The 21250-nt window shown below is 35.6% G+C and carries 11 protein-coding genes; 2 read left to right on the top strand and 9 right to left on the bottom strand.

Annotated elements, in window-relative coordinates; translation table 11 throughout:
- Positions 1 to 9: 9 nt before the first annotated feature.
- From A8143_RS02035 to A8143_RS02010, 6 genes are all read right to left on the bottom strand, one after another.
- Complete coding sequence (locus A8143_RS02035; RefSeq protein WP_066755527.1) at positions 10 to 7476, bottom strand: hypothetical protein; 7467 nt, start codon at positions 7474 to 7476, stop codon at positions 10 to 12.
- 146 nt (positions 7477 to 7622) lie between these two features.
- Positions 7623 to 12236, bottom strand: coding sequence for a hypothetical protein (locus tag A8143_RS02030; protein WP_066755525.1), 4614 nt, complete (start codon positions 12234 to 12236; stop codon positions 7623 to 7625).
- 21 nt (positions 12237 to 12257) lie between these two features.
- Positions 12258 to 13088, bottom strand: a complete 831-nt coding sequence (gene prmA, locus A8143_RS02025; protein ID WP_066755523.1) for a 50S ribosomal protein L11 methyltransferase — start codon at positions 13086 to 13088, stop codon at positions 12258 to 12260.
- The gene (gene tpiA / locus A8143_RS02020; protein WP_066755521.1) at positions 13088 to 13846 is read right to left on the bottom strand and encodes a triose-phosphate isomerase; all 759 of its coding nucleotides are present in this window, start codon (positions 13844 to 13846) and stop codon (positions 13088 to 13090) included. Before tpiA ends, prmA begins: the two co-directional genes overlap by 1 nt.
- 10 nt (positions 13847 to 13856) lie before the next feature.
- Positions 13857 to 15629: a DoxX family protein gene (locus A8143_RS02015; RefSeq protein ID WP_066755519.1), complete on the bottom strand. Its 1773-nt coding sequence runs from the start codon at positions 15627 to 15629 to the stop codon at positions 13857 to 13859.
- A 74-nt stretch (positions 15630 to 15703) separates the two neighbouring features.
- Positions 15704 to 16243: a DUF1599 domain-containing protein gene (locus A8143_RS02010; protein WP_066755517.1), complete on the bottom strand. Its 540-nt coding sequence runs from the start codon at positions 16241 to 16243 to the stop codon at positions 15704 to 15706.
- A gap of 23 nt (positions 16244 to 16266) precedes the next feature.
- Between A8143_RS02010 and folP the strand changes: the two genes are divergently transcribed.
- Entirely contained in the window at positions 16267 to 17112 is an 846-nt protein-coding gene (folP, locus tag A8143_RS02005) for a dihydropteroate synthase (RefSeq protein ID WP_066755515.1), read from the top strand.
- Between the two features lie 8 nt (positions 17113 to 17120).
- On the opposite strand, the gene A8143_RS02000 is transcribed toward folP, so the two are convergent.
- Genes A8143_RS02000 through A8143_RS01990 form a run of 3 tightly spaced genes read right to left on the bottom strand, consistent with a single transcriptional unit; the run spans position 17121 to position 18440 of the window.
- On the bottom strand, positions 17121 to 17489 hold the full coding sequence (locus A8143_RS02000; protein WP_066755513.1) for a DUF1573 domain-containing protein: 369 nt from the start codon (positions 17487 to 17489) through the stop codon (positions 17121 to 17123).
- The gene (locus A8143_RS01995; protein ID WP_066755512.1) at positions 17489 to 17935 is read right to left on the bottom strand and encodes a DUF1573 domain-containing protein; all 447 of its coding nucleotides are present in this window, start codon (positions 17933 to 17935) and stop codon (positions 17489 to 17491) included. Before A8143_RS01995 ends, A8143_RS02000 begins: the two co-directional genes overlap by 1 nt.
- Before the next feature lie 25 nt (positions 17936 to 17960).
- Complete coding sequence (locus A8143_RS01990; protein ID WP_066756137.1) at positions 17961 to 18440, bottom strand: DUF1573 domain-containing protein; 480 nt, start codon at positions 18438 to 18440, stop codon at positions 17961 to 17963.
- Between the two features lie 344 nt (positions 18441 to 18784).
- Here A8143_RS01990 and recQ point away from each other — a divergent pair, with 344 nt between their 5' ends.
- Entirely contained in the window at positions 18785 to 20971 is a 2187-nt protein-coding gene (gene recQ / locus A8143_RS01985; RefSeq protein WP_066755504.1) for a DNA helicase RecQ, read from the top strand.
- Positions 20972 to 21250: the final 279 nt, after the last annotated feature.

Genomic DNA, 21250 nt, shown 5'->3' with positions numbered 1-21250 from the left:
TTTATTTAATTATTCTTGTAAAATATCTTTCGCAGTTTCTACTGAAATTTCATCGTATTTATGATAGGCAACAAGTTTTGCCTGAGAAAAGCCTTTTTCAACCAATACGTTCTTTTTGGTTATAGCATTGTCGTAGGTTGATATACTTTCGGTATAAAATTCAGTAATCCCGTCAAGCTTTTCCTCTCTTAAAATTCCTTCTTCTGCTTCATGCAAAAGTAATAAGTTTGTAAATTCTGGGGAAACTTTATCCTCAAACTCTCCTAATTTAACTTTAAAATAAACTGCTTCTTTATCATAAATATATGGAGAAGCGTCAATTCCTTCAATATCATCATAAGGTGTCAATTCGTCAAATTTTTCATCGTTTCTAATTTTTTGTCCCTGTTCAAACGGAATTACATCATATTTATAATAGGTAACAATATTCATTTTTTCGATTCCTAAATCAGAAAACTCTTTCAAACGACTCATTAGTTCTTCATACGACTCAATTTTCGTAGACATCAATACTGTGCGTCCCTCCAAATCTACTTCTGTTTCAAAGATGTCATCGCCTCTTAACAATAACGTAGCATACTCTCCTGGAATGGCATCTTTATATTTTCCTATTAATATTTTATAGAATAATCCCTCCTTATAATAAACAACCTCCTCAGGTATATCATTATTTTGATTATTCAAGCGTGAGGCATGTCCTACAAACGCTTCAGCACCTTCTCTTTGCAGAACGGCTAAAGCTTCATCAATAGTAATTCTCTCTCCATCAAAATAAGCAGTAACAAATGCATCTGGAACACCAATTTGCACGACTTCATTTTTACGTTTTACAGCATCTTCAACGGATGTAAAAATTCCAGTAGAATAACGAATAAAGCCGTTTGCTGTTCGTTGAGTATTTAAAGGTTGGATACCGAATAAACCATCTTTTTCAACCGGTTGTGAGAAAACACCAATTTGAACCGTATAAAACAACCCATCAATCAATTCTATTTGCTTTGCTTTTGCAGGATTGGTAGCGTTTCTATAATAACTGGTTGCAGTTCTTTCCTGCTCATTTTTAGGTTTATTATCTACCAAATCACTTCTATCTTTATTATCATTGGAAAAATCAACATTTTGAGGCGGTTCATTCGTTTCTGCTATTTCTACGTTAGAATTATTGTTTTCAATTTGGTCATCAGCGGCTTGATTAAATGATTGATCAAGGATGGTATTATCGACATAATTCTCTTGCGGTTCACAATCAACTACCCCCTCTTCGATTTGCAAAGCTTGTTCAATAGTAATTCTAACACCATTGCAATACGCCACAACAAAAGCATCGCTATACCCTATCCCATTAACTTCTGTTTTTGCCTCATTTGCGGGAACAAATTTCTTAAAGTACCCCACCATGTAACGGGTAATTCCATTGTTAAGTTTCTCCCCAGATATCGGCGCAAATTCTTTAAAGTGATCTTGAGGTAAAGGGTTTCTAAATGCCCCTACTTGAACTTTATACACCAATCCTCCTGTAATTTTTGTATTCATTGGGATTGGGGTATCTTCTGAATACACAGCTCCCGCAGTTTTTCTAAAGATATCTTCGGTAATTTCATCCGGAACCTCGAAATCAGCAACTTCTGGAATGAGCTTTTCTCGCGGTTGAAAATTTTGTTCAGCCATGGCCAAAGCAGCATCATGATGGCTTTCATTTACCTGGGTATTTAAAATGTCATTGGCCTCATCAAATGCCGTCAAAGCCTCTTCCTTAAGTTGTTTTTTAAGCGCGGTTAACTGATTAATTTGAACTTGAATATCTTCTATTTCATTCTTTACATCAGGACTTACTTCATCCTGGTCATCGTTCAATGAAATTGCCATTTTAAATCTTCTAGCACGTTTAGATTTTAAGCTATCGATTTCAGCTGATAAATCGGCAATTTTTGACATTTTAGCATCACCTTCTTGCTTTTTGGTATAAAAATTTTCGTACCCTTCAGAAGTGGCAATTTCTTCTGATGTTTCATCATCAACAGTAATGTCAACAGGTTTTAATGTTCGTTCAAGTAATTCTTCTTCTTGCACTTTCAATTCCTCAGCCTCTTCTTCCAACAAATCAGCTTGACGCTCCAAACGACTTGCCTCATTCGCTATTTTTTCAGATTCGGCTATTAATGCTGGACGATCTTTTTTCTTAGCATTTTCACTTTGATCTGCTAACTCAGTTGAACGTAAGTAATAATTATTTGCCAAAGCTCTAAGGTCCGCCGCTTCCTGTTCCTTCAGCGTAGAGGTCCTATTTTCTTCATTTTCATCAACGGCTGTGATGATATTTTCTTCATCCGCCTCATCATTTAACGAAATGGCCATTTTAAATCTTCTATTGGCACCTTTAATCATTTCCTTTGCCTGACTTTCAAGTTGATACGCCTCTTTCAATTTTTCATTAGTTGCTATTGGATCTTTAATCTCCTGAGCTTCATCTCTTAATCGCTGTGCCTCAGCCATTTTTCCATTAGCTAAAATCAAATCATTATTGGCCTCTGCAACAACATCACCCATTCCATTCTCTACAATCGCACTTGATTTTTCAGCGATTTTCTGATCCAAATCTAACTCCTCTTTTAAATCATTTACTTCTTGATCATTTACCGTTTCCAAGGCCTCAATTAACTCATTTTCTATGGTCGCTTTTTTCGTCGTTTCTTTTTCAATCTTTTTCTGAATCTTTGCTTGCTCCTTTTCATTAGTTGATGAATTCAATTCATTATTCAATCCCTCAATTGCTAAATTTATCTCATTTAATTCGTCAATTTCTTTATCAAACTCTGCTACAGTTTCTGTTCCTTGTTCCGAACTAAAGTCTTGAGGACTCAAATCTGCCAAATTTATATCTTCAGCCTCTAAGGCCGAAATCTCTTCGTTGTTCTGAGCAACTTCACTACGTTTCGCTTCTTTTAATTCTGATAATTTATCCAATTCTTCCTCATATATTTCAGCATGATCTGGATCATTTTCTTTTTCACTTTGAATCGATTCACTCTTTATTTCGATAGCCTTTAATAGTCGATTATTCAACTCATTTTTCGCCTTGAGTTTATCCACCTCTTCTCCATCACCATTAATTATACTTGCCATCTCCGATTCAAAACCAGGTAGTATCTCCTCTACAGTAATATCAGGACGATTTAAGTTATCAGATTTAAGTTTGGATATATTTTCAAGGTTAATATTGATGGCATTCTGTGCATCCCTTTGAATATTTTTTACTTCTGCTATATCTTTATCTATGGCCGATGCAGCCTCAGGATTTTGCTCCTTTTCAACCTCCAAATCTCCAATTTTCTCATTCGATTTATCAATTAACACCTTATGAAGCGCAATTGATTGATCCAATTTTTCCAATTCCGGGGCATTTGAATTGTTAATATCTGTAATTTCTGCCACAAAATTAGGCATTAATGACATTACGGTAATTTGCTCACGCGATTTCGTGTTACCATCAACATCATTGCTATTTCCGTCAGGATCATTTTGCTGAGCAGCGCCTTCATTTTGATTGTCTTCATCACTATTCGCTGGATTTGAATCATTATTTTGATTATTGTTTGCGGTTTGATTATCACCATTGTTGGTGTCATCATCTCCATTTTGATTTTCATTATTGGTTAACTGTTCCGTATTATTTTCATTACTGAGGCTTGCTATTTTTGCATCATTAGCATCAATTTTATTATTCACCTCAGTTTTCAGAGCATCCAAGTTAACTTTACGTTGATTAATTCGTTCAGCTTGTTCCGGGTATTTGTTCAATAAGTTATTCGCTTCATCGGTTTCTTTATCAATAAGTGCTATTAAGTCTTGATTCACACTTTTTTTATTCGATTCTTTTTCGATTTCTGATTGGTTTGACGACTCTATTTTTACCATTCGATCATCATAATCCTTCATTAAGGTATTTGGCTGAGGATTGAGGTTTAGGCGTTGAATTTCATCTGGAACTTCAGTAGGATTATTGGCTAGCCATTCATCATTTTCTGCTAATTTAGAAGTGTATTCATTTTTGATTTCTACCACAGCAGATTTACGCACTTTCAGGGCAGAATTTTCGGGATCATCCGCTAACAAATTATTAATTTTATTTTCTTCTTCTTCGGCAGCAACTATTATTTCTTTATATAAATCATTCTCTGCCAAACGACTTTTGGAACTGTTCTCCATGTTGAGAATTACTTCTTCTCGATCATCAAAATCTGGAACTAAATCGGCAATAGTAACGGTTTCAGACGGTTCTGCTGAAGTGTCTTCTATAACTTCATAAAGCGGCTTATTCAAATCTTCATTTAACAGGACTATCAACTCTTCTAGTCCGACTTTTTCTTGCTTCAATTTTTGATCATTAGGTTTTTCAACTAGAATAGCATCCACTTCTTGTAAGCGTTCATTTGCTTTGCTTATTACCGATTGATTAAGTTCATAAATTGCCTTTTTACGTGGCTCATCTTCTACTATTTCGTATGCTTTTTTCGATTTTTCCTTATAATCAGGAGCGATAGTATATAATACTTCTTCTTTATTCAGAGGGTCAGCCAACTCATTCGCTACAATCCACTCTTCATCTGCCTTTATTTCTTCTTGAATTACCCTTTCTAATTCTTCAAGATTCTCCAATCGTTCCTTAATATTTTTAGCTTTTGGATTTTTAGCTAAAAGAACTTCTAATTTTTCTCGTTCTCGCTGAATTTCTTCGACCAATTCATAGTTTAATTCTCGATTAGCGTTTCGTCGATCTACTTCTGTAACAATGGTACCAATACTCGTTTTTCGTTGCTCATATGAAGGAAGGATCTCTTCTTGTCTGACATCGGCTTCTATTGATTCAGGGTCTTCTTCTATAATTTCATATTGATCTAACTTTTCTTGACGCAATTTTTCCAATTTATCGATTTCTGCCTGAATTTGCGCTTGTCTCTCGGCTGATGCAGTCAATTTTTCTTGTCTTAATCGCTCCTGTTCTTTGTTTATTTCATCTTCCCAATCTTCAATAGAATAATTTGCTCGCGTATCATCATTGGCATATAAATCAATATTAAACGCTGAGACATCATTCTCTTCTAACACTTGGTCAATCATTACAAGACTTTCCTCTAAATCATTCGATTTTATTTGACTAATAATGGTTTCTTTATCCTCATTAGACAAAGCATTTTCGTACTTCGTTCCTTTATAATTCTCTTTTAAGACAATGGAAGCCGCTAGTCCTTCACGTACGACATTATTCTCTTCAATTGCTTGATTAAAAGCCTTGTTTTTTTCCTCCAATGTCGATTCTAACAGTGCAATATCCGAGTTATTACTATTAATTCGTTGCTGAAGCAGCTCCTTATCTTTCTTTTTAGCCCCTTCTAATTGGTCAGTCAATCGTTTATTTTGAGCGACAAGCTCTATTTTTTCGGTATTAATTTGTGATATTTCTTCGCTCAGTGCTTGAATTCTTTTTTGTTCATCGGCCCCTTTTGACAAAGCGTTATTTGCAGCATTTTCGATTGGCGGATTACCCTTAATATTAGTTTCAAAATAGACCTGATTACTCTTCACCAAATCCAACAGTGCTTCGCGATTTTCATCTTCCATTCCTATTGCCTGCTCATAAACCCTATTACCTTCATCAATGCGTACTTGTTTTTCCTTTACTGAACGTTCAATTGAAGATGCAAGATCAATTAGCACTTGAGCTTCATTATTTAATGATTGTATTTCAGCCTTTTCTTTCTTTACATCTGATAATATCCTATTTTTTTCTATTGGATCGTCGGTTGCTTCCGCGAGTTTAATTTGCTCATTTAAAGCAACCATTCTTTCATTGGCTTCGATACTTTTCTTAAGCCCAACATTATAGGCGATATTTGCTTGCTTCTGTTCTTGATCTTTCGCAATAGTTAAATCCTCAATATTATCCTTTAAAATAGCTTTTAAGCCATTTTTCGTCAGATAGGGATCTAATCCTGCATCCACTAAAATTTTGTCTGTTTGTTTTAAAGCATCGAGTGAATCCAAATTAAAATCATCCGCGTTGGGAGGTAATTTGGACATTTCACGATAAACTTCAGCCAGTATGCCGGCAGGATCATCAAATTCCTTGTCGAACAAATCTTTTACTGTTATTTGTTCTTCACCATTATTTTCAATCAGCGTCATTTGCTGACCAAGCGGTTTAAAATCTTTACTGTAAGGAATGTTTACGCGATAGCCATAGGTATCCATACTTCCTTTGACAGTGATGGCAAAGTCATACTTACCACTTTTAGGAAAAGTTAATAAATAGTCTCCATTTGTTTTTTTAGAATTGAATTTACCGATTAATTCACCTGTGGAAAAATCGGTAACAACAACTTCGACTTCTTTCGCTCCTTCATTAATTGTATTCAAGAAGTTACCCTTAATCACCGCCATTTGCATAGGTATTCTATCTACACGGACTTTATACACTGACATTTTACCTTGTGCGCTCTCACGCGCAGAAGCGAAGTATGCATTTTGATCCAAACTATCTACAACAAAAAAGATATCATCATCAGGAGAGCTAATGGCAAAATCCATATTTTCAGGTGGGCCAAAGCTTTGAGAATTTACGTTGTATCGACATCTAAAAACGTCATACCCTCCCATAGAGTTATGACCTTTTGAACTAAAATACAAATACTCTCCATTTGGATGCATATAAGCAAAATCTTCATCTAATTCTGTATTTACACCACCAACAACCTTCTGTGCTAGCGACCATTCACCATCAGGTAATTTTTTCTTTACGTAAATATCCAACCCTGAATCTTCGTTATCTCCGTAACTCGAGTAATAGATATAGGGTGAGTTTACTGGAAAATGAATGATAGGTCGATGATTTTTCTTTTTATCAATTTTGGATTGAAAAAGATCCGTGACAATTAACTGGCCTCCGATATCACTTAAATCATAAATATCATAAAAATCCTCCGCAGGTAGCTCGTCTTTCTTTATGACAATCATATCCGTAATGTTGGAGAGTAATTTTTTTCCGAAGGCACAAGCCTTGAGGTCTGAAGAAACATTAATAGCCTTTAAGTCATTTGGACTTGCTAACTCTTGGAATTTAGAATAGTACTTTATCGCATCATTGAATTGATAATTCAGGTGATATGCTTTGCCTAGGTAGTAATAGGCGCGTTTATCAATCGCAGCACCGGTAATTGAATATTTCAGAAAGCGAATTGCTTCTTCTTGATCTTTGGATCCATTTAAAATTGAGGTTCCATATCTAAAATTTAAATCATGATCTCTGGGTGCGGACGTTATGATACTATTATAAAGCGCTTGTGCTTCCCCCCATTTTTGCTCCTCAAAAAGTTCGTCTGCTCGTTTTCTTTTTTCGTCAATAGTTTCTTGAGCCGACACCAAAGAATCTGAGGTCCAGCACACAAGTATGGCAAGTATGACGAATAAATTATGCTTCATTTTTATAAATCGAATACATATCTATCATGTATCCTTGGGCTTTAATACGACGAATACGTAAAAAGGTTCGACTAAAAACGGAGGTAAAAATACAAAAATGCCACTCCAAATTACTTTGAAGTAGCATAATATTTAAATTCAGTTGATTATTCTCCCCAGAATGTTCTAAAAGCGCTTAAATACCTAGCTGCTTGTTTAGATTTTAATTCATATGAGAAATTTTTATCTTTTAGTTTATCATCTTTTAATTCGAGTATATAGTTTTGCATTGCTTTGTCGCTTGTAATGACGCTCATCTCGGTATTCTTTTTAATTCGTTCCATACGGAAATAATAATAATCACCCGGTTTTTCACCGCCAGGAAGTTCTATTAAAAATCCGAGTTTATTTCCTCGATCCGCTCCCTCTACAACATATTCCAGGGCTAATCTCACTGTAAAATCTTTAAAAAGAGGTTCACCATCTAATCCAATAATACCCGTAATTGGTTTAGATACAAATCCAATGGCGCGGTCGCTCCATTCAAATTTTAGATTTGTTAAAAATGCCGTTTGAGACAGTTCTTTTGGGAGCTTCTTAACTTCGCCATCCAAGGCGTAATCTGCGACAATGTTTTCAGCTTCTTCTTTTGAAATAATTTCAGTAACTGCCTGTTCAAAAGTGGTTCGTCCAACATCAATTCCGCTAATGCCTTCAGATTTTTTAATTCCATTAGTTACAAATTCCATTGCTTTTTTATCAAAGAAGAAATTCAGTCCTCCTGAAATGTTCATGCTCGTCAATTTAGTCGCCATATTATAGTTTACTGTTCCGTAGGTATTCATTTCAACACCAGGAATATCAACACCTAAATCGACCAAACCATCACCTTCCATTGAGCAGCTTTCAATGTGTAAACTGATGTAGTTTCCTGCTTCATTTCTATTGACAAGTTTTTCAGGACTGGCAATTCTAAACTCTCTGGCTGCTTCGTTATAGTTTAAAACGCCTGACGATGTGAACAATATATGGTCATCTTCATTTTCAAGTGCCGATAAAAAGGCTGGATAAATCTTTAAGCTATCCGAATTATCCGTGTTTCGGCGGACTAAACCAATTGCCACTCCATTTCCTTCAAGATCTTTTAAATCTCCTGAAACTGGAATTTGAATATTATTTGGATCAACATCAGTTCTAAACTTTAACCAGTTTCTTGCGAATTGATTACATTCATGATTAATTCGTGTCGCTCCATCAAAAGTTAAAAACTGTTCCGACGCGTATAATTCGACCCCGCCATAAAAATCGAACTTATCACTTAAAGAAAAGTTAGCGTCTTCAGTGATTTGACCTTTAGCCACTGTTTGGTAGGCGGTATCTAGTGTTATATTTTCGAAGTAGATGATTTGAACATTTTCATCACTATCCACATAAGGGTATTTTCCACTTGCCGAATAATCTCTTCGAGCTTTTACCTGCACGTCAGCCTCTGTAATTTTATGGTATTTTGTCACAAAGTTTGCCACGATTTCCGCTCCTTCAAATGGATCCATTTTAGCCTTCTTACGAATAGTTACTTTTTCTTCAGGTGGGAAAATACGTGCATCCGCTACATCAAGATAAGCAACCTTTTCACAATCAATAACAGCCTTATCCACATAAAACTTAGCTTTTGGAGCTTTAAAGTTCAGGGAATCTTGTTCGGGATGAATCGAGTAGAAATTTGATCCTGCTAAATCCAAATCCGATTCGATGGAAACGTCTGATTGTGCTGAACCTTCATTTGTTGAAAGTTCCATTTCGTCCTTGTCCATCATCCAAGTAAACATATCAATATAGCAGATGTATTGATTTTGAGGGAAAGTCACGATTTGTTGTCCATTGTTTGACAAGAACTCCCCTTTTCGTTCTTCAAAATCGATATTAGCCTTTAGATTTCGAGAGTCAAATGAAAGAGGATTTTGAACACCTTCTTCGCCTTCCGTTTTCTTTGCCAATAAGTTAAAATCAGCGGTATCTGCATCAATGTTCATATTGGTAAAATCAAAATCTTTGGAGCCTAATTCGGCATCTTTAAAGTACACCAAACCTGCACCGGTCATTCCTTCTTCAGTTAGGCGTGTTGTCCCTTTCATAACCGCCTCTTTATTGTACATTACGAGCGGTTTCTTATCTGTACGAACTTTTAACACACGCTCTTCAGGCACATAAATCACGATTGCTTCATCCCCTGTAACATCCGGCACTGAAATTCCTTGATCTTTAGTTTGCGGACGGTTTACGTATTGCGCGACTCCCATCGTGGAATCTGGAAAAAAGATAAAATCCTCACTTTTTGAATTTGAGGTTACGAAATTAATTTCACCTGCTCCTCTAAGTCCTTTATTACTTAATCTAATTTCGTTATCAAATTTCGCTCCCTCACCGTAGAAATCAAAACCAGATTCTGGTGCTTGGGTTGTAAACCCGAATGAATAATCCGGCTGAATTACAATCTCTTCCTCGAACACCGGGAATATTCCTGCAGAACGCATTTCCCCTTTGAACCGCACGGTAGATTCAGCAAAATTATCCAGACTGTCAAATTTAAACGGATCAACTTTAAAATAGAAATCGGTACTATCGTATACACCATTATAAATTGCTTTGTGATTATAGAACACATAACAGTCTTTATTGGAGTTAAGAATTGGATATCGCGTAAAATTCTTTTTATCCTTACCTGATCGATTAGTCACATGATCAATCTCGATAGAACCCACCAATTGTGTCATATGCGAATACATTGGCACCAACTGCCCTTCTCCGTACATCGGGTTAACCCTAAACAAAGCTGCTTCCACTTCATTTAAATGAATTTTAAAATTTTCATAGTCAAAAGCGCCGTCTTGCAAGTAAATTTCCATTTTCCCTGCCATTGTAGCCCCCTTGAATAAAAAGTCACGATTCTTTTTGACAAGAACCTCTCCAGCATCTGGAAAAATCACGACATTTTGAGCTGGAGAAACTTCAATTGGATCAACTTCATTTAATGAAAAATCGAGTGAAACAAGGTTCATGGAGCCAAAGCTATTTACCCCTTTTTTTCTTGCATTTAATGAATCTACTCTAACATTATAAGCAGCGGCTCTTTTATTAGGACTACCGTCTGGATTCATCTCCGGCTGCTTTTTCATTTCTAACAAATTTGACACGAACAAAACATTATCGTAATCTGTTCGTCCGGCACGGGCATCAATATATTTTTTCAATTTAGGTTGAATGGTCAGCGTTTGCTTATTTTTATTGTAATTAATAAAACCTCGATTTGCTAGATCTAATAAAATAGGGATTGCCTGTTCATTAGTATACCCCATTGCTCCAGACACTTTGCCTACAGGAACTACATCGAGATCATATTTATAAGCATATTTATAAATAGCCACCAGAGGATTTACTTGGTTCATGCCTTGAATTTCATTGTAGACCTTCTCGTTAAAATAATCCTGTGATTCAAATTTTGCAATTTTACGTGAACTCAAGGGATGCCACATAAAACTCAAGTTAGGGTCAGATTTTGTCCAAATTATTCGGTCGACATACATATCTAATTTATGGTAAGAATCTTTAAACGGAGCTTGAGCGATTCCTTCTTTTCCTCTTGCCAACTCAAGGGTTTGTAGATCATATTTAACATTTAAACCTTGATGATATATCGAGTCAGTGTCAGATAAGTACATCACCATTTCACTTTCGGATGCTGTTAGCCCTGATTTATTTGACTTTACCCTAAGCGCACTAGCCTTTATAAATGGTTTTCCATCTTTGTAAAACACAACGGTTGCAGGTTCAGACTCATAACCGACACCACTAAAATCTTCTCCTTCTAGTGCAAAACCTCCTACATAATCAACTTCTGGAAGAATATCCTTTTTGACAATTTTTTTATTAAAAGAAATGAATTGGGGATAGACACGATCACTCTCTCGAATGATTTTTTTTGCAAAATCACTAAACGAGCCATAAAGTGGTTCAGGATAATAATCCGTGTGCATGAGCACCGAGTCACTTTCAATCTTGGTACTCTTTAAAGACATCATATAGTCTGTAATTTCAGCAAAGTTGGTCTTTTTATCCATCCCTACTTTTTGCCAATCTACAGTTCCTCCACGGCCAGTCCATTTGGTAATTAATGGTTCATATAAACCAGATGTTTTTCGAACAATTGTACTATCATAATAAGGATCTTCTTTTTTAGACGCACTATTATTTACGATATAACATCTTAAATCAACATCACTAAAGCGGATGTTAGGACTATTTTTATCAAATTCAAAAATATAGGACCCGCCAGTTATTTGCCAAATGTGCTTATTTGAAAAATAGATTGTTCCATTTGTAAAGAAATCGGCACATACTTCAATAAAATCGCGAAATTTTTTGACTTTTTTACTTTGAAGCAAGGCATCGATTGTTGCGTGCCATGAATCAAAACTAGCTTGAGGCTGATTCGTTTCTACAAAAGAATGCGCTGAGAGGAGATACCCATACAATTCAGGAAATGGTGGTAGTCGTTTGGAGACGATTAAGTTACTGGTAGCAACGACTTTATTTTGATATTCACTCGAAAAGTTTGTCAACCAATTAGGTTCAAAGACTTCCATGAAATCTTTCGTTTTACTTTTATTGGTACTTCCGAGATACTTACTGACATCTTTTAGAAACTGTTCGGGATCGGAAGAAAATTGGGCATTTGCATTAAATGTTAGTGCTAAAATCAAACCTAGAAAAATTCCTTTCATGTCAATGTACCTTTTTAATTTTTAAGTTTCGTTTTTAATAAACTGCATTAAAGCCCACTCATCTTTGGTATCTATTCTTTCAAAAACGAAGCCATACTTTTGGGCCTCTTCTTTCAAATCCAATTGATCTGTTTCAAAAAAACCACTAATTAGCAGATTACCTTTGTTTCTTAGAACAGCAGCATATTGTTTAAAATGTTGTATTAAGATGTTTTTATTGATGTTTGCGATAATTAAGTCAAAGGATTTTCCAGTAAGTAGCTGATCATCCCCTAAGGCTACCTCAATTCGCTTACAATTGTTTAAGGTAACATTTTCTTTAGCATTTTCATACGACCAAGTATCAATATCTGGTGCATAAATCGACCGAGCGCCTAATTTCTCCGATAATATGGCCAATATTCCGGTTCCAGTGCCCATATCTAAAACATCTTTCCCTTCCAAATTTAATTCAAACAACCGTTTTGAAGCCAACCATGTTGTTTGATGATGACCTGTTCCAAACGACATCTGCGGTTGAATTTGGATGACCATTTTTTGGGTCACATCCTGATTGTGAAAAGGCGCCAAAATCGCTAATTTATCCTCTACAAAAACAGGATCAAAATTTTCCTCCCACGCTGCATTCCAGTTTTCATCCTCAATCACTCGATGATTTATAGCTTCGATGGCCTCATATTTATCCAACTCCGCTAAAATGTCAATATTAAAATTTTGTTCGGGAATATAACTCTGTAAACCTGATTTGGTTTCAACAAAACTTTCATATCCACGCTCAGCCAGTACTGAAACCAGTATATCTCGCCAAGGTTCGATTGTTTTGAGTTCTATATTTAATTCAGTATAATTCATTAAAAAGAATTAGCGATTGCAGTGAAACTTTCCGTTTTTAGAGATGCTCCACCAATTAATCCCCCATCAATATCTTTTTGAGAAAAAAGCTCTTTTGCATTATCGGCATTACAACTTCCTCCATAGATAATTCCCACTTGATTTGCTATTTTATCATTGTACTCGCTTGCTATTCGGGAACGAATTAAATGGTGGATTTCTTGCGCTTGATCAGCTGTAGCCGTTTTCCCCGTTCCGATAGCCCAAATTGGCTCATAAGCAATAACTAACTGGGCAAGCTCTTCTGGTTTTAATTTAAATAGACTATCTTGAATCTGTTTCATAACGAATTCTTTGTAAACATTGCTATCCCTGACCTGCAACTGCTCGCCACAACAAAATATAGGTCGTACATTATGTTTTAAAAGGGCTTTTACCTTTTTAGACAACATTGAATAGTCTTCATCAAAGTTATCGCGTCTTTCTGAGTGACCAACGATACCGAACTTTACCCCCAAACTCTTTAACTGTTTAGGCGAAATCTCTCCTGTAAAAGCTCCTTCGTCAATAAAATAGTTGTTTTGCGAACCTAAGCTAATCCAGTCTTGATCCCTTAGCACTTCAGCAAATGCACTAATATATGGTGCTGATGGACAAATCACAACCTCAACATCCGAGGGGAATTGATCTTTACTTGCGATAAGGTTTTTTAATAATAATTTTGCCTCATCATAATCCAAATTCATTTTCCAGTTGCCGGCAACAATTTTACGTGTCATTTAATTCTATTTAGTTTTTTATATAATCGTTATAGATATCGTCAAAGTCTTGTACACTTCTGCTTGGCCATTTGTCAAGCACTACAGCTTTTTTCAACAATAATAAACCTGGATTTGAACGAACCAAAATCTTCACCTCTACACCATCAATTCCCAAGAAGGTTGCATTCAAATTAAACTTCTCTCTAAAGGCCGCAATTTCATCATTTGTTGCTGGCGATAAGATGAAGAAAGGAATATTGTTTGTTTTGGCTCCTTCATAAACCTCAATAAAGTCTGCTATACTTTTTTCGTTAATCGAATTGATATCTCGTATTGTCATCAAGAAAACAAAATCTTCTCTTAAGATATAATCAGTCAAATCAATTCCAAAAGGATTTGTTGGTTCAATTAAATCAACAAATGTTCTTAATTTTTTATACGTTGTGTCTGGGTAATAAATCGTATCATATTCCATTGCAGGAATTACCTCAATTCCGTATACTGATTCTAACTCTACTTTTTCTTCATAATAAGCATAATATTCAGCCGTAACTAAAGAATCTATATACGGATTTTGCATATCCTCTTCTGAAAGATCTTCGTAATTGATTCGTGCAGTGAAATCACTAATTGAAGCTGGTCTTCCAGCAACTATTACATTCTTTACCCGATCATGATACTTATATTTACTCGTATCTCCATAAACTTCCCACTGGTCCAATTCAAATTTCTCTATTTCACCGGTCTGAAGGTTTTCATACTCTAAGAGAAATTCTGCCTCCTCTGGTATTCCATTGGTCATTTGATCTTTTAAATTATTACCAATGGCATAAGGTCTATAATCTTTTATAGGAAGATAGTTTGCTGTATAAAGCGAAAAGAGTAATGAAACCGCACATACGTAAATTGCCATTTTCCATGCTTTCCCTAATTTTCCAAGGCTTAGATTTCCGACCACAAATGCGCCTAACAAAGCAATTAATGCGAATAAAACAGGAAAAAACCATCCAAAAACCCATGAGAAAAATACGATTACAAGGATAGAAGCTGGCACCATTAACCAATTCTCTTTAACAGTGTTTAGTTTTATCTTCCATTGATTAATGAAGATGATTAAACAAAAGTAAAACAGCACTAAATCTTTCCAAAACGACTCGAAAGGTGTTAGTGAACGTCCAACGGATCCCCGCAGGGCGTCACCAAAACAACCGCAGTCTGTTACGCATTGTCTTGAAAACTCTTCCCCAGTTTCTAGTGCCAATAATTCTGTCACACTGCACCAATGCGTATACCAAGTTAAACCGGTAAAAAAGAGCATCATTAAGACTAACAACCACGATGTCAATTTAATTTTTCCTCCAAGAATAACTGCTGCTCCAAGAACAATTTCTACAACACTTATAATAATGGACAACTCAAGTGTAAATTCTGTAAAATGCTCAAAAAACGGAAAGTCATAAGTTAACCCTCCAGGTTCAAAATATTCGTCCAACTTAAATGCAAATCCCCATGGATCGTTTGCTTTAACTAGCCCAGAAACAATAAATAAGCCCCCTACTATAGCTCTGGCAACGTATGAAAATAAAAACATCCCTTTTAAGAGCACCATCAGTATTATACCAACCGTCATTAACAAGCCTCCAACTAATCTCAGTGAAAACTGTCCGTTTACTGTACTTTCGTGAAAGCCCTTTACAATTAATACAAGTCCAATTAAGTTAATTACAATAGCGACAATATTCAAAATTAGCGACCGACCAGTGACGTCTAATTTTGAATTTCTCAATCTCATTTCATTCATGAATTAGGTGTTTTTTGTCTAAATATATTCCTTTTTGCGGGTTCAAAATTCTACTTAACAGATTGATAACAAATTTATTCTTGCTCATTCATTTTAATCAAAGCAAAAACTGCATAATTGAGCATATCTAAATAATTCGCATCGATCCCTTCAGAAATCAATGTTTCCCCTTGATTATCTTCAATTTGTTTCGTTCTTAAAATCTTCATCATGATTAAATCTGTGAGTGAACTAATGCGCATATCACGCCAAGCTTCTCCGTAATCATGATTTTTTTTCTCCATTAATTCAAATGCCATTTGAGTTTTAGAGTCGTACAATTCAACTGCCTTTTCAACTGCCAACTCTTCTGCTTTGGGCCCTAAATCGAGTTGTAATAATCCCATCACACAATAGTTGACTATCGCGATAAATTCGTCCTCTACATTTTCCCCAACCTTATTAATTCCTGTTTCTTGTATGGTCCGAATTCTTTGGGCTTTAATAAACAGCTGATCAGTTAAAGAGCTCACTCTCAAAATTCTCCAAGCCGTCCCATAATCCTTTCCTTTTTTTTCAAAAATGGTTCGACAGTTCTCAATTACTTTTTTATATTGGCTCGCTGTTTTATGCATTCAATTAAAATCTAATTTTAGCTGTGAAAGATACGTTTTTTTCCTCAAACTTAAAGTTTAAATGTCAAGGTATTTTGCATGAGTTTGATAAACCAATTGTAATGGGAATTATAAATGCTACACCTGATAGTTTTTATGCAAAAAGTAGATTACTTGAAAATAAGGGACTTGAACAAGCGGAAAAAATGATTGAAGAAGGCGCAAAAATCCTTGATATAGGAGGCTATTCGTCACGACCAGGAGCTGCAGATATATCCGTTAATGAAGAGATCTTAAGGGTTGTACCATTAATAAGGAAAATTAGAGATCAATACCCTTCCATTCTTATATCAATAGACACATTTAGAAGTGAAGTAGCTGCAGCAGCTATAGATGCCGGAGCAAATATTGTTAACGACATTTCAGGAGGGCAACTCGACACACGACTTTTTGAAGTTGCGGGCAAAAATCAATGTCCTTATATCCTAATGCACATGCGGGGCACACCTCAATCAATGATGAATAACACCAATTACATTAATTTAATCGAAGAATTAAATCATTTTTTCAAGAATCAAATTGATAAAGCGCAGCATGCAGGTGTTTCTGATTTTATTATTGACCCCGGATTTGGATTTAGTAAAACGACTGAATCCAACTATGAATTGATGGCTAAATTAGAAGCTTTTCAAGAGCTTAACTTACCAATCTTAGTAGGTGTATCGAGAAAATCCATGATTCGTAAAAAACTCAATGTTTCAACAGAAGAGGCTTTAAATGGAACAAGCATTTTGAACACTATAGCCCTTATGAAAGGAGCACATATTTTAAGGGTTCATGATGTTAAGCCAGCCTTCGAAGCTGTAGAACTGGTTTCTGCTATTCGATAGAAAAGACGTTATGCTCTAACTACATAAACTCGAAAGCTTAATTTGGTACGTTTTTTCGCGTTAGAAATAATTTGAATTTGGCGACTTTGAAAACCGTATTTACCCTCCGTATCAAAAGTCAACTTTATCACCCCTTTTTCACCCGGCAGAACGGGTTGTTTTGGGAAGGTTATTTTTGTACAGGAACACTCCACTTCGTATCCACTAATGATTAATGGCGTTGAACCCGTATTGACAAAGTGATAATCATGGGATAAAACAATCCCTTCTTTCGTATCTACAAAGTCATGATTTTTGTGACTAAAAGAGAATTCCGCACCACTTTTTAAAGTGAATGCGGAACTCAACGCTATTATGATCGCAAAAAATAGCCTCATTAATTCACTGCTGGAGCAGTAGTAGCCTTTTCAGGATTTGGCTTAACCGTTCCTTTAATTTTTACAACTTTTGTAGGCGCATTTACTGCATTTGATGTAACGGTTACCGACTTATGAAAAGGTCCTGTTCTTCCCGTATCATATTCAACCGTAATTTTTGAGCTTGCACCTGGTGCTATTGGAGCTTCAGTACACTGAGGAACAGTACACCCACAAGAACCTTTACATTTTGATATAATTAGCGGTTGGTTACCTGTGTTTGTAATTGTAAAAACACACTTTCCATCCGCTTTATAATCGATAGTTCCGTAATCATGAACTTCTTTATCTATTTTAATTACTGGTCCGTCTTCCGTACCTGGTACTGGTTGTCCTTCCTGAGCAAATGCTGTAAATCCAAGCATCGCTACTAAAAAGAAACTTAATGTTAATACTGCCTTTTTCATATCGTTCTATTTTACTTATTTTAAACTAGTTTACTGTTGGTCCTCCTGTAGAAGTTGGAGCGCCACCCGTTGGTTTAGCGTTAACTTTTCCTTTAATTCTAATTACTTTAACCGGTTCGTTAACAGCATTTGAATTAATCTTCACATTCTTGCTAATTGGACCAACTCTTTTTGTGTCATATTTCACAGAAATTTCAGTCGTTGCTCCTGGAGCGATTGGCTCTTTGGAACATTGAGGAACAGTACACCCACAAGAACCTTTACAAGTTGAAATAATAAGTGGAGCATTTCCAGTATTTGTTACTGTAAATACGCATACACCATTTGCACCTTGCTCAATTGTTCCGTAATCGTGCACTTCTTTATCCACAGTTATTTTTGGACCATCTTTAGGCACCTCTTTTGTTTCTTCAACTGTGATTTTTGATGTTGTTTGAGCATAGACTCCATTTACTCCAACAACTGCCATAATTAGTAGACTTAGGCTAAGTACAAAGTTTTTCATATTATTCATTTTTGATTCTTTAATAAACTTATTTCCTCAAATATAAAAAAGCTTAAGAAAACTAAGTAAAAGTTTAACAGAACATTAACAAAAGCTTTTTTTAATTATAAAACACGGCAACTCGCCACTCAATCACTATAAGTCTCAACAAGTCAGGGAATTTTAATTTTGACATATTTTTTTTAACTTGAGGTCAAACTTATTTGTTCAAATTGTGTTAAAACTTTTGATTCAAAAAATAGGTTTGTAAAATTCTTTTATTCTATCTTTATATAGGTAAAAGGAAAAAATAGCTCTCAATAGCGACATTGTGGAGAACGAAATTAGAAGTGAACTTATTGTAAATGATTGAAGTAGATACAACAGACTTAAAAAACTCATTAAAAAAATATTTTGGTTTTAACGAGTTTAAGGGAAAGCAAGAGCCTATTATCAAAAACATACTTTCCGGCAAAAACACTTTTGTAATAATGCCTACAGGCGGTGGTAAATCACTCTGTTACCAACTTCCGGCTTTACTGTCTGAAGGTACAGCGATTGTGGTTTCTCCGCTAATAGCTTTAATGAAAAATCAGGTAGATGCCATTCGACATATCAGTGAATCTGATTCGGTGGCTCACTTTTTAAATTCATCATTAACTAAAACAGAAGTTAAAAAGGTTAAAGATGACATTACATCGGGCAAAACAAAATTATTGTATGTTGCACCAGAGTCCTTAACTAAAAAAGAGAATATTGCTTTTTTAACGGGGGTCAAAATTTCTTTTTTTGCCATAGATGAAGCCCATTGTATTTCTGAGTGGGGGCATGATTTTAGGCCAGAATATCGGAGACTTCGAGAAATTTTTCAAGAAATTAGTGATGTACCTATTGTAGCGTTGACAGCAACAGCAACTCCTAAAGTTCAGCATGACATTCAAAAGAATTTGCACATGTTGGATGCGACCATTTTTAAGATGTCCTTCAACAGGGACAACCTTTTTTACGAGGTTCGACCGAAGAAGGATGTGGAGAAAAACATTATTCGGTTCATCAAGGAACGCTCGGTTAAATCAGGAATTATATACTGCTTGAGTAGAAAAAAGGTGGAAGAAATTGCTGAAATTTTACAAATAAATGGCATCAATGCACTGCCGTACCACGCAGGTTTAGATTCGAGTGTGCGCGCCAAGCACCAAGATATGTTTTTGATGGAAGATGCTGATGTAATTGTCGCAACAATTGCTTTTGGTATGGGGATTGACAAACCAGACGTTCGATTTGTTATTCACCACGATATTCCTAAAAGTTTGGAAAGTTATTACCAAGAAACAGGACGAGCCGGTCGTGATGGTGGCGAGGGGCATTGTTTGACTTTTTACAGTTATAAAGACATTGAAAAGCTAGAAAAATTCCTTCATGGAAAACCAATAGCCGAGCAAGAAGTTGGTCGACAATTATTGCATGAAATTGTTTCTTACGCCGAAACATCGGTTTGCCGAAGAAAGTATATTCTGCATTATTTTGGAGAAAAGTTTGATGAGGATACGTGTGGAGAAATGTGTGACAATTGCAAAAATCCGAGGGAACAGTTTGAAGGTAAAAATGAAGTTAAATTGTTTTTGGAGGCGGTTGTCGACTTAAAAGAGACACAAAAAGCGAAGTATATTTGCCAGTATTTAATTGGTAATGCTACGCAAGAGTCCAAATCATACCGACATGACCAATTACCGACATTTGGCAAAGGAAAAGACCAAGACCATATTTTTTGGAATGCCGTATCTCGGCAATGTTTAGTTCACGGGTTTTTATATAAAGAAATCGAATCATACGGTACTTTAAAATTAACGGAAGAAGGAAAAGAATTCATCGAGAACCCTGTTTCGTTTAAATTATTGAAGGAACATGATTATTCCTCTGAAGAAGCGGAGACACCAATAGCGCAGCGTGGAGGAAACGCCACTGATGACCGTCTTTTTAAAATGTTAGTTGATTTAAGAAAGAAACTTTCAAAGGAGAAAAACGTTCCGCCTTTTGTGATTTTCCAAGAACCTTCTCTGCATGACATGACCGTTCAATATCCTATTACGATGGAGGAATTGGCGAATATTGTTGGCGTAGGAATTGGTAAAGCAAAACGATATGGGCGTCCTTTTATTGACATGATTTCACAGTATGTTGAAGAATATGAAATTGAACGTTCTCAGGATTTTGTGGTTAAATCTGTGGTTAATAAATCTGTATTAAAAGTTCATATCATTCAAAATGTTGATCGTAAAATGCCTTTAGAAGATATTGCCTCTTCAAATGGTAAAACAGTGGATGAGATCATTACTGAAATAGAAGGTATTGTGGGTTCTGGAACTAAAATGAACATTGATTATTATATTAATGATCAATTGGATGACGAGGATCAAGAAGATATTTACGATTACTTTTTAGAAGCTGAAACAGATAGTTTAGACGAAGCTTACCAAGAATTTGATGGCGATTATGAAGAAGAACAATTGCGATTAATGCGCATCAAATTCATGAGTGAAATGGCGAATTAATTCTGCCGTACATCCATGGTTTTATTCGGGATGAAGTACACCTACAACCGTGTGAATTATTAAAAGCTAGTTTATTATACGATTTTTCATCGGTATAGATGTGGTATTTAACTACAATGTAGCTGAACCTTTCCTACTCAGTCAGTTATTTAAGTAATCATAATTCTTATAGGGTTATGAAGACGACCAATTAATAACTTCTTTTAAAAAACATGAAATTTTGTTGTTTTTGGATGCCACAATTTTGTGGTCACTACTCAGTTAGAGAAATGAGAACAG

Source organism: Crocinitomix algicola, assembly GCF_001661595.2.
GTDB lineage: Bacteria > Bacteroidota > Bacteroidia > Flavobacteriales_D > Crocinitomicaceae > Crocinitomix > Crocinitomix algicola.
The sequence above is the reverse complement of the archived record's forward strand: the minus strand, read 5'-3'. Positions and strand labels throughout refer to the sequence as shown.

Coding starts and splice junctions, on each gene's coding strand:
- A8143_RS01995 (WP_066755512.1), bottom strand. CDS start 17,935: ATGAAAAAGGCAGTATTAACATTAAGTTTCTTTTTAGTAGCGATGCTT.
- A8143_RS02015 (WP_066755519.1), bottom strand. CDS start 15,629: ATGAATGAAATGAGATTGAGAAATTCAAAATTAGACGTCACTGGTCGG.
- A8143_RS02030 (WP_066755525.1), bottom strand. CDS start 12,236: ATGAAAGGAATTTTTCTAGGTTTGATTTTAGCACTAACATTTAATGCA.
- A8143_RS02035 (WP_066755527.1), bottom strand. CDS start 7,476: ATGAAGCATAATTTATTCGTCATACTTGCCATACTTGTGTGCTGGACC.
- tpiA (WP_066755521.1), bottom strand. CDS start 13,846: ATGACACGTAAAATTGTTGCCGGCAACTGGAAAATGAATTTGGATTAT.
- prmA (WP_066755523.1), bottom strand. CDS start 13,088: ATGAATTATACTGAATTAAATATAGAACTCAAAACAATCGAACCTTGG.
- A8143_RS01990 (WP_066756137.1), bottom strand. CDS start 18,440: ATGAAAAACTTTGTACTTAGCCTAAGTCTACTAATTATGGCAGTTGTT.
- A8143_RS02010 (WP_066755517.1), bottom strand. CDS start 16,243: ATGCATAAAACAGCGAGCCAATATAAAAAAGTAATTGAGAACTGTCGA.
- A8143_RS02000 (WP_066755513.1), bottom strand. CDS start 17,489: ATGAGGCTATTTTTTGCGATCATAATAGCGTTGAGTTCCGCATTCACT.
- recQ (WP_066755504.1), top strand. CDS start 18,785: ATGATTGAAGTAGATACAACAGACTTAAAAAACTCATTAAAAAAATAT.